Genomic DNA, 11,242 nt, shown 5'->3' on the forward strand with positions numbered 1-11,242 from the left:
TCACTAAAAAATAAAAAAAGTTATTGATTTTAAAAGGAGTTATTATTCTTTAAATATATAAATTTATTATATTACTCACTTTTTGAAAAGGATTAAAGATATTTATATTTATTATCACTTTTAAAACTTTTAAAATTAAAAATAGGTAAATAATATAATAACTTAATAAAGAATATATAATTTTGCTTAATAAATCTTACTAAATAAGTTAAGTAATTTTCTGAGTAATAAATTTAAAATAAAAAAGGAGAGAAATTATGAAAGATATTAAAATGAATATTAGTTTTTTCACAATTTTTAAATATCAATTTAAAAGTATTTTAAGAGAAAAGACTTTTATGATAATGTATTTAATATCTATGAGTTTATCAATATTAGTTGGATTAATGTTAATGATATTTCCAACTTCTGATATGAAAGTTATTGTATTTAACTATTACGTTTTAATACATACATGTGCTATTGTTATTTTAATCTCTATGAGATTATTAAATTATTTTTTTCACATTAAAAAAACTGATAAAACAATAAATATTATTTCTACACAACATTTAAAAAGGTCTAAACTTTTTATTACAACAAATATGGTTATTTGAATTTATTGTTTTCTACTATTTACTATTAATTTTTTAATTATTGCAATTACTAACTTTAATAATCCAGTTATTTTTAAGCTATCTATGGTTTATACATTATATTTATTTTTAATTATAATTTTATTATCAAATTTTGTATTATTTTTATTATCAATACTTTCACCACAAGCTTCAATAATTATAGTTACTTTAATAATGTCATTTAGTTTTATTTCATCATTACCATATCAGTTTTTAAAAACATCTGAGAAATCAAAAAATATAAGTTTTTTTGGAGACTCTGGGACTGTTATTTTAAGAACAGATAATATTTATAACTCATTTGATTTAATCTCTAACATTAATAAATCTCAAATTGCTTACCCTAATCTAAGTAAGTATATTGCTGATCACTTCTTAAAAAATAAATATCGTATAAGTACAATAAGTGAAACTGAAAATGTAGAGAATAGAAAAAACTTTTGAAAAGAACTAGGAATAATTGATGATGAGCCATTAAAAATTCGTTTTAATGCAAAAATATCTTCAGTTCCATTTGATTCAGCTATTTCAGATTTAAAATTTGATGATGAAATAAGATTAGAAACATATTTAAAATATAAATTCATTAGTATTAATGAATTGGAAAATAAAATTAAAAATAGAGATTCAAACTTTAATGATGAAAAGGGTTATAATAAGTTTAAAATTTTAAGTGAACTATTAGAATTTAATAATTATATTAATTTTTATACAATTGGTTTTCAGCAAAAGTTCTATTATTTATTTGATGATTATATTCAATTAGAGTCATGCGAAAATATTGACTCTAATGCATGTTGAAAATCAACAGATGAACAAGGAGTTATTACAGAAGAGAAAAAAGGGTATATTGAATTAATTAAAAAAGCACAGTCAATTAATAATTTAGAATATGAATCTACATCCAATAAGAGAAGTTTTAATATTTCTTATTTAAAAGATATATATCAAAATCATTTTATGAATTTAAATGGATTGAGAATTCAAGAATCGGATGGTGAGAGAGTTATTGAAAGTGATATGGATGAAAACTATAATTCAAATGAAAAAATATATTCCTCAATCTATAATCCCTTAATGCTTACAACCAGAATTCTTGAAGATTATTTTATTAATTATACTTCAAATTATGTTATTGCAACAAGTTATAAATTAGATGAAACAAGTCAAGACTGAAATAATTATGTAAGTACAAGAAAAATTTATAATATGTTCTTTCATTTTAATTTCTTATCGAATGTATTTGTGAATTATACTTATTATTCTGGTTTAAGTTATAAAGATATTTGATTTGATCCACAGTTAAAATCTTATATTTCATTAGATTCACAAAAAAATATACTTTTACCTTATAGTACATATGATTTAAAAGTTAAAAATGGTTCAATTGATAAAATTTCCTATGATAGTGGAATTAACCCATATTGATATTTAGTTATTCAAGTAGTTATTAGTATTATTTTGTTTTTAATAGCTTTTTATAAATTTAATTCCTTAGATTTACAATAATAGAAGAGAAGGGCATAAAAGAATGCAAAAATTAATTATGTTTGATAATTTTATTAAAAAATTCAAAACAAATAAAGTTGGACCAATAAGTTTTCAAATTGAACAAGGAAAAATTGTTGGTCTATTAGGTACTAGTGGTAGTGGTAAAACTGTTATTTTAAATGCACTATTGGGAATAATTAAAAAATATAAAGGTAAAATAACAATTAATAATATAAAAAGAAAATCAAGAAGTTATCATAAAGCAAATAGAGTGATTGGATATTATACTCAAATGGATTTCGCTTTACATGATATATCTGCGTATAACTTTTTAAAAGATAGTTGTTTAATTATGGGAGTAAAAAAAGGCAAAATAAAAGAAAAGGTTAAGTATTGAATGGAATACTTTGATGTTTGAAATCATAGAAATAAAAAAGTTAAAGATTTTTCATGAGGAATGAAAAATAGAATTAATTTAATTCTATGCTTTATAAAAGATCCTGAAATAATTATTATGGATGAACCTGGAGCAAATTTAGATTCATATTGAAGAAATAAAGTTAAAAATTTATTAGTAGAGTTTAAGAAACAGGGTAAGACAATAATTATTACTGTTCATAATATTGATGAAATTTCAGATATTATTGATGAGTATATTATTTTAGAAAGCGGTCAGAAAATATTTGAAGGTACAAAAGAGACATTAAATATTTACTCCAAGTATAAATTATTTATCAAGGATTTATTTGATGTAGAAAAATTTAGAGAGTTTTTATTACAAGAAAATATTAAATCCTTTAAATATGATAGAGATGAAAACTCCTTAGTAATTGCAGCTAAAAACTATCGTCAGATTAATTACTTATTCTTATATTTAATAAAAAATAACTTGCCATTAATAAATCTTGTAAAATTACCAATAAATATGGAGTCAATTCATAAAGCTTTAGAAAATCAGGAAATATAGAAGTCAAATAAAAAAGTGAGCTTTATAAAATAATTAGAATTGACAATCTTAAAGAGACCGATCATCTCAATAGAAGGATTATCTATTCTATTCATAAAGCATCTATTTATTGATTATAATAGAGCGCAAAGTTGCTTGTTGATATGTAGAACAGAATTACTTATTACTCAGAAATAAACATTTTTACAAAGTAATTTAAATTTTTATTTATTAAAAATATCATATAAAATATAAGTAATTAAGAAGGAGAAGTAAAAATGAAAGGTGTTATTTTAAATTGTTCAAAAAGATATAATGAATTAATGACTAGAGATGAAATATATGATATTTCAAATGGATGTTGAACTGCTAAGGCAGAAATAATTAGTGAAGTTGATTTAGTTTTAGTTGTAGTTAATAAAAAAGTAGTTAGTGTTTTTAAACCAAAGGAGTGAGAATTATGTAGTTGTCCAAATCAGATAAAAAGTAAAATTCATTTTACAATTACAGATATAAATGATGAAAGTAATAGTTCTTATTTAAATAAAAAATTAATTAAACATTTTCAAAATCCTGTTAAATATTTTAATGAAGAAGATAAAATATGAGAAGATTAATTCTAATGTTTTAAATTATTTTATAGCATAACCTTTTTTCACTCACAAATATTAAAATATTTGTGAGTGAAAAAAGGTTTTATTTTGACTAAGTATGAGAAATTAGAGTGTTAGAGAAATCAGACTAAGATACTAAATAAAAAGTTATAATAAATATTTATAAACCTCTTTAAAATAAAATAGAGTTAAGGAATAGGTAGTCTAAGTTATAAATGTAATATTTTAAATTAGTATCTCTATATTAATATACTTATTTATAAAATATATCTCTCAAAAAAAATAGCTTAATAAGTAGTTCCCTTAGAATTTATAATATCTTATGTTTTATTTAGAAATATACATTATAATAATTTTGTATAAATAAATTTTGTACATATAAAAATATTTTATTGGTATTAATTTATTAATTACTAAAAATTAATAAGTATTAATTAAGAATAATAAATATTTATTAATAAAGTGAAATTATTCTAAAAATTTAGTAATAAAAGTATAAATTACTATAATACATTTCAATTTATTTGACAGTCAAAATGAATTGTAAAATTATTTTAATTTTACAATAATTAAAAAGATGAACTTGAAAAATAGAGTCATTAATACATTTTCTGTATTTACTCTATAAATTTTTCTACTCTTATTATAGATAATAAGGAATATTATGGTTTGAAAACTAATTCAATTAAGATCATACTAAAATTAATGAATCTTTATAAGGAGGGAGTTAACCTCAAATAATAAATATATAGTTAGGAAAATAAAATGCTAAAAATAAATAAAATAAATAAGAGCTTTAAAGACAAAAAAATTCTTAAAGACATTTCCTTATCCTTAGAAAAAGGGAATTGTTATGGACTTTTTGGAAATAATGGAGTAGGTAAAACTACATTAACAAAAATAATATTTAATGAGCTGAATAAATCATCAGGAGAAATTCAATTAGATAATTTGGAACAAAAAAATATTGATTTTAGAGATTGATATTTTTTTACAGAAAATAATGAATTACCTAATGATATTAGTGTAAGAAATTTTATTGAGATACTAGTAAATATTAACTTACTTTCAAAACAAGAATATAATAATAGAGTTAATTATTTAGCAAGTATTTTTGATGTAAAAAAATATTGAAAAGTTAAAATTAAAAATTTGTCAGCAGGACAAAAAAAATTATTATCATTATATGCTTGTATGCTCTTTAAACCAAAGATTATTTTCTTTGATGAACCTACAGCGAATTTAGATATTAAAAATAAAACAATTATTTTAGATGTAATTAGTAAATTAAAGTCTGAGGATACTATAATAGTTATAATTACTCACTTAATCTCGGAAGTAATGCAATTAATTGACCATGTAATTATTATGGATGAAGGTCAAATTACATATAATAAAAAATTTAATAAGAGTGATGATATTAATGAGATATTTAATAAATATAGTTCAAACAATGCTGAGGAAATAAAAAATAGGTTAGAGGAGTATATGAATGAAAAATAAAAAAAATTCTCTTAAAACTACTTTTATTAATCAATTAATTATATTTAAAAATCAAAAGACAAATTGATTAATATATGTAATAGCATTCTTATCTATTTTTTTATCTGAACTTATCTCGTCTTTAATTTTAAATACAAACAAAAGTGTAGAAAATATATATTTGTCAATTAATTTAATTATTATAATAAACTCTATAATATTTTTATTTATTACAATTTTTTACAGTTTGACAATACTATTAAATCAAATAGTCGATAATACTTATAAACTTGAGTTAAGATATGGAATTACTAAAAAAAGTATTTTTTTTAGTAGAGTTATGTTTATATTAATTGTTCTGTTTTCTTTTTTACTTATTAGTTTACTTAAGTCAATTATTTTCTATTCAATTTTTTTAGCGAATGGTAATGCAAATATTTTAGTATATAAGATATACATCTCAGTATATGGGTGATACTCTATTTTTGTTTTAATGGTTTTCTCAGTGACTATTTTATTCTCAATGTTATTAAAAAGAGAAACAATTATTGGAACACTCGCTACATTATTTTCAGTGCTATTGTTGGTAGTGGTTAGTTTATTAGGAATGATATCAAGTTTTAATTCCTCTTCAAATATTAAACAATTTAATAATATGGCAATGAACTTTAGTTATGCAAATCAGCAATTTGAGGAAATAAAAAAAAGTGAGAAAATATCAAATCTTCACTTTGCTTTACAGCAACCTGAATTTATGTCTATGGATATTGAAGAAGTAATGGCTGGTTATAAAACTTGAGAATTGGAGGTTCAAAATAAAGCTGTAGTATTTGAAGATATCTCCCTTGAAATTGAATCTCTTTTTTCAGAATCAAAGATAAATACATGAGAAAATGTTTATGAATTTTCTAATGATTATACTACTAATTCAGAAGAAATATTAAAACTAACAAATAAAGCTATAGAAGCAAAAAATGGCATAGAGTATCATGAAGTTTATAATTTTATTAATAAAGATGCTGTAAACTATTTATTCTATCAAGAATTAGATCTGTCTTATAAACCAAAAAAAATTAATTTAAATTTAGATTTACAAGAAAAAATTAAGAATAACTATAGCCCTGATGAGTATTTATTTACAAGAACACTTATGAATAAAGTATATTATATAATTTCAGAAAGACCGTTTACTAAGATGGAAGGTTCTGTAATAACAACCGAAGATATTATTAATGCTCAAAAAGTTGAAAATATTAAAAATGTATTTAATCCTCTTAGGCATTTTTCATTGATGTATCAATCAGTGGATTATAAAAATGATGTATTAATTAATCAAATAGGGGCACGCCAGAAGCTATTTTCAAGTTTAAACAATATTAAGAGTTATTCAAAAGAATCTGAAATAACTATAACAAATTTAAAAGCTAAAAGATTCTTGAAGGTAGAAATATTATATATAACTTATACATTAATATCTTTAATCCTAATTTTTAGTGCATATTCAATTTTTATTAATAAAAAAAGCTATTAGGAAAAATATTTAAAAATTTATATAAATGAAGAGGGCCATTTAAATTAATAAATTAAATAATTGAGATAAACTATTGACATAAAGAAGTTCAAAGTAAAAAAAATATTATAAGCGGAACAATATTTTATTGTTCTTTTAAAATCGCTAGTTTAAATTACAAATTAATAAAGTTTTTTATAAAAGTAAATTCATTCAATAAATTTACTTTTATTTTATTTTGACGATTATAAAGAATTACATAAAGCTAAAAGCTAAGTGTTTTTAAGTATTAATATTTTGCAATTATAAAAATAAATATATTTATTAATAAAATATTAAAATTTTTAAAAGTTTTTGACTTAAAATTTTGTTAGTGATTTTTTAATAAATAGAGAATAATTTATTTTAAATTTTATTAGTTTTTTAGTGATTAATATTTTAAAGGCAAAGTTATTTATTCTTTAAGCAAATATTATTAAATTTATAACTTTACTTATTTGATTGTAATTAAAAATTCTTTTTCATGTTTATTAGAACTGATTTTAAAACTAACTCTAAAAATAAATTTTTTAAACCAATGATATGATTTTGAGTTTATAAAAAGATGAAACTTGTTTTTAAAATAAATTAAAAATTGTTCAACTAAAAAATTGATCAAATATTATATTTCTAATATTTGATTCAATTATTAACGTTCTCTATTTATTTTTTATTTCTCTTATTTTATTAATTATTGAAAGTCCAATTTTCTTATATGTATCTGTACTAATTCTCATTATAGGTATATTTTGAATTTTTAGAGCTTTATCTTTTAAATTATCTCTTCATTTTTGTTTTTCTTTTCTGTGAAATGTATATCCATCCACTTCAATTGCTAAGACAGGTTCAAAATTAAATTTATCATAAACCAAAAAATCAATATGAGATCAGTGATGATTTAAAAATTCTTTTTCTCTTTTATTAAAAATATCTTTCTCTATAGCTTTAGGAATAATATGACTTAATTTTTTGAATAGGGTAATATCTAAGTTATTAAATTCCTCCAGTGATATAATTTTTTCTAAAACTGTATGTACTATTATTTCAGTTGGTTCTTTAGCACCATTGAAGTGGTTTTTATTATAGTTTTTAATAAACTCTATTAAATCATTATTATATTCTTTTGATAAAATATAAAACTCAGTATTCTTTTTATAAACTTCTTTGCTATTTGGAAAATTAAATTGAATATAATTTATTAAGTCTTTGATATCATTGTCAGGACAACTATTAATATTTTTTGAATATGCAAGTATAAATTTATTTTTTGCTCTTGAAACAGCTACATTTATTAATTTTGGATTAGAAACAAAATCATCTTTTCCTTTTATTGATTGTCTTGTAACAGCAAATAGTATTGAATCTTTTTCTTGTCCTTGAAAAGCGTGAATTGTATTGGCAATTATTTTATCTGTACCTAATTGTTTATTTAAGATATTAGCTTGATCTCTAAAAGGACTAATAATTCCTATGTCACTAATTTTATTATCATTAAGATACTGTTTAATATTTTCGAACTCTTTTCTACTAGTTTTAGAGTTATTTGTGTCAGTATAGTATAAAGATTCACCAACTATTAATTCAAAAGGACTTTGTTCATTTTCTGATTCAGTCATAATAATCAATTCATTGTTGTAGTACTTTTGATTACAAAATTCAATGATAGCAGGATCACATCTATAATGTTCTCTTAATAGTTGATTAGGAATTTTTTCACCATATATTTTTATAAGAGATTTTAAAATATTATTTTCTCAGTATTCATATCCTTCATTTAAAAATAGTTTATTTTCTTCAAAGTAATTTTTATAGTTAGGGGAGTTAACTTGAGATAACTGTTTTAAATCACCAACTACTATTATTTTTTTTGCACAAGCCATTGAAGCAATGCTAGCTAACATGTCTGTTTGTGAAGCTTCATCTATTATTAAATAATCATATAGTACATCTGCTGGCTTAGAATTTATTAATGAAAAAATTGTACTTAGAACTATTGGTTGTTTATTAAGTAATTTGACAAATTCATAACTAACTTCAGTAAAATTATTTGCTGTTAAGTTTATTTTTTCTTCTGACATATAATTTTCATAAATAGAGTTATATAATATTTCTTTTGATATTTTTATTAAGTCATCCAATTGATTATTATCAATCTCATTTAATAATTTTTTATTTTTAATCAAGTTTTCCTTTAGTTCTTGAGCTTTTTTATTTAAAACGTGAAAGTATATTTCTGATATGAAGTCGTATTTAAAAAAATTCTTAGGTAGTTTATATTTAAATTTATTTTTTAATTTAAATCATCATGATAGCTTATCTTTTTTGTAGACCTTAATATTAATATAAAATTTATTTAATTTATCAAGGGATAATTTCAATAAATTAGTGTTATCTTTATATTTTAATATAATTTTTGATTCATATATTTCTTTTTCTTTTTTAACTTTAGGTAATACTTTTTCATCTCTTAATATTTTTTTCTTTAAAATTTCAATTTCTTCAATTTCTTCAATTAGTAATTGAAATTTACTATTTTGCACACTAATTTCCATATTTACATTGGAGTTTTCAAATGCTTTTTTTCATTTTTCTTTTGCAGATACTATTTTTTGCTGCATCTCTAATGTAAAGTAATTTTTATTTTTTGAAAATGACCCTAAAAAAGAAGATAAAAATCAAATTACTTCTAGTTGTTCTTCATAATTATTACTATCCTTAATTTTGGGATTCAATTTATAAAATATATTATCAATAGCTGAATTATTATTTGAAACAATAGCAACTGTTTTTTTATCTAAAAGAATATTTGAAACAATATTTAATATTGTTTGACTTTTTCCTGTTCCTGGTGGACCTTGAATTATAGAAAAATTAGATTTAAAAGCATTTTCCACAGCTTTTTTTTGACTATTATTTATTCCAAAAGGGTATATAAAATTTCTATTTTTTATATTGTCTCAGTTTTTATAAGAGCTATTTATGTAGTAATATAAAACACTTTCTTTATTTAAATTTTTATAGTTATTTTGAAAATGTTTATTAAAAAAATACCTTATACTGCTATAAACACTATTATTATCATTTTTTGTAACTGCTAATTGATTTTTTATTTTAGATGAATTTAATAGATTTTCTTTTTCTATTTGTTTTTGATCTAAACTAAATAAGTCATTTAAAAGTTTTATTCAATAATTAAAAATCTTTTCTTCCCTAGACATTATTTAAACTCCTTAATATATTATAACTGCAAATATTGCAAATTGCTAAAGGTAGATAATTGAATTAATAACACTTTTTATTATAATAATAGTTTTAGTTACAAATATTGGTGTTAAAAAATCACCATAAGTACTTATAAACTATTTTTATTTGACCAATTGATATATTATTTGTAGGTACTTATGGAGTTAAGGAAAAGGAAATAAAAATATCTAAAATGATATGTTTATTATGAACTGCATCCATATGAATAGTGGTGCAAGTCCAATTATTAGTAATGTATTAATCGAGGAAAGACAAGTTGAAGCAAATTATAGAAGTGAATCCGAAAATGAAATATTTATTGATTGCACTTCAGAATCTGAAAATTTTGTTTATGAAGTAGATCCGATTAGTAATAATGAATCTCTTACTTGAAAATGAGCTCTTTATGATTATCAGATAGCGGGTTATGCCAGTTCAATTGGTAGTCCAGTTGTTGAGCAATATTTAGTTATTACATTGGGTTTTGATGATGAACCTAAATACAAGGAATTTACTAAACGATGATGAAATAGAACTTCTGCAGAGCCAACATTAAAATTTGGGTCATCATTTTGTACTGATAAATCAAACGAACAGGGATTTGTTTATAAATATTATGAAGAAGTTAAAGGAGATGTAAATAATATTGAATCAGCTAGAAAATATAGCAATGATTTATGAGTTTTTAGAATTGGTCTAGTTGGATATAGTGTAAAAGCAGGAACATTGTGAAGTTATAACGAGATAGAAAAACTGTTTAGACTACATTTTATATTCTATACAAAAGTATGGATAAATGGAGGAAGCCCAATTATACCTTATTTTTCAAATCTTGATTGAGATCTTGGTAATTCTTTGACAATAATTAGAGAGTAAAAAGAAATTTATTTAAAAAACGAATTAAAAAGTCTTATCAAAGAATTTTTAATGAGAAATGACAAATTATTTTGAAATAATTGAATTAGATACAATTTATAATTTTAATAAAATAAATATTTAATAAAATATTGTTCTTTCATATTTTAAATAATCAGTTTAATAACTGGTCTTTTTTGTTTTCAAATAAGAAGCTGTTTTTAAAGTTGAATATTACAAGCACAATGTTACTAATTATAGTTAACAAATTATTACATTTATGTATAGCATTATAAAATGGACATTTAAGATTAATACAAAATTTTCCAAAATTTATTAAATTTATGGTAAAAATATTGCTTTTGTAATAAATTAGGTGTATAAAATAACTATGTGACGTTTTTACTAATGCACATAAGAGTAAAATTCATCAAATAAGGGGAGG

The 11,242-nt window shown here is 20.9% G+C and carries 7 protein-coding genes; 6 read left to right on the plus strand and 1 reads right to left on the minus strand.

The genetic code is table 4. The features are described 5' to 3' along the window. The first annotated feature begins 257 nt into the window (after positions 1-257). The 5 genes from AACL15_RS02340 to AACL15_RS02360 all read left to right on the plus strand — a co-directional run bounded on the left by AACL15_RS02340 (position 258) and on the right by AACL15_RS02360 (position 6,681). Positions 258-2,126 carry a hypothetical protein gene (locus tag AACL15_RS02340; RefSeq protein WP_339034936.1) on the plus strand — a complete coding sequence of 623 codons (1,869 nt, stop codon included), beginning with the start codon at positions 258-260 and terminating at the stop codon, positions 2,124-2,126. 22 nt (positions 2,127-2,148) lie between these two features. Then, entirely contained in the window at positions 2,149-3,075 is a 927-nt protein-coding gene (locus AACL15_RS02345) for an ABC transporter ATP-binding protein (protein ID WP_339034938.1), read from the plus strand. 257 nt (positions 3,076-3,332) lie between these two features. Then, on the plus strand, positions 3,333-3,671 hold the full coding sequence (locus AACL15_RS02350) for a hypothetical protein (RefSeq protein WP_339034940.1): 339 nt from the start codon (positions 3,333-3,335) through the stop codon (positions 3,669-3,671). A gap of 762 nt (positions 3,672-4,433) precedes the next feature. Beyond that, positions 4,434-5,171 (plus strand): ABC transporter ATP-binding protein, encoded by a 738-nt coding sequence (locus tag AACL15_RS02355; protein WP_339034941.1) that lies wholly within the window; start codon positions 4,434-4,436, stop codon positions 5,169-5,171. After that, positions 5,161-6,681: a hypothetical protein gene (locus AACL15_RS02360; protein ID WP_339034943.1), complete on the plus strand. Its 1,521-nt coding sequence runs from the start codon at positions 5,161-5,163 to the stop codon at positions 6,679-6,681. Before AACL15_RS02355 ends, AACL15_RS02360 begins: the two co-directional genes overlap by 11 nt. Positions 6,682-7,358: 677 nt before the next feature. On the opposite strand, the gene AACL15_RS02365 is transcribed toward AACL15_RS02360, so the two are convergent. Next, entirely contained in the window at positions 7,359-9,917 is a 2,559-nt protein-coding gene (locus AACL15_RS02365) for an AAA domain-containing protein (protein ID WP_339034945.1), read from the minus strand. Between the two features lie 247 nt (positions 9,918-10,164). On the opposite strand from AACL15_RS02365, the gene AACL15_RS02370 reads away from it, so the two are divergent. Further along, positions 10,165-10,818: a hypothetical protein gene (locus tag AACL15_RS02370; protein WP_339034947.1), complete on the plus strand. Its 654-nt coding sequence runs from the start codon at positions 10,165-10,167 to the stop codon at positions 10,816-10,818. The last annotated feature ends 424 nt before the right edge of the window (positions 10,819-11,242 follow it).

The organism is Spiroplasma endosymbiont of Cantharis rufa, from assembly GCF_964019665.1.
Classification (GTDB): domain Bacteria; phylum Bacillota_I; class Bacilli_A; order Mycoplasmatales; family Mycoplasmataceae; genus Spiroplasma_A.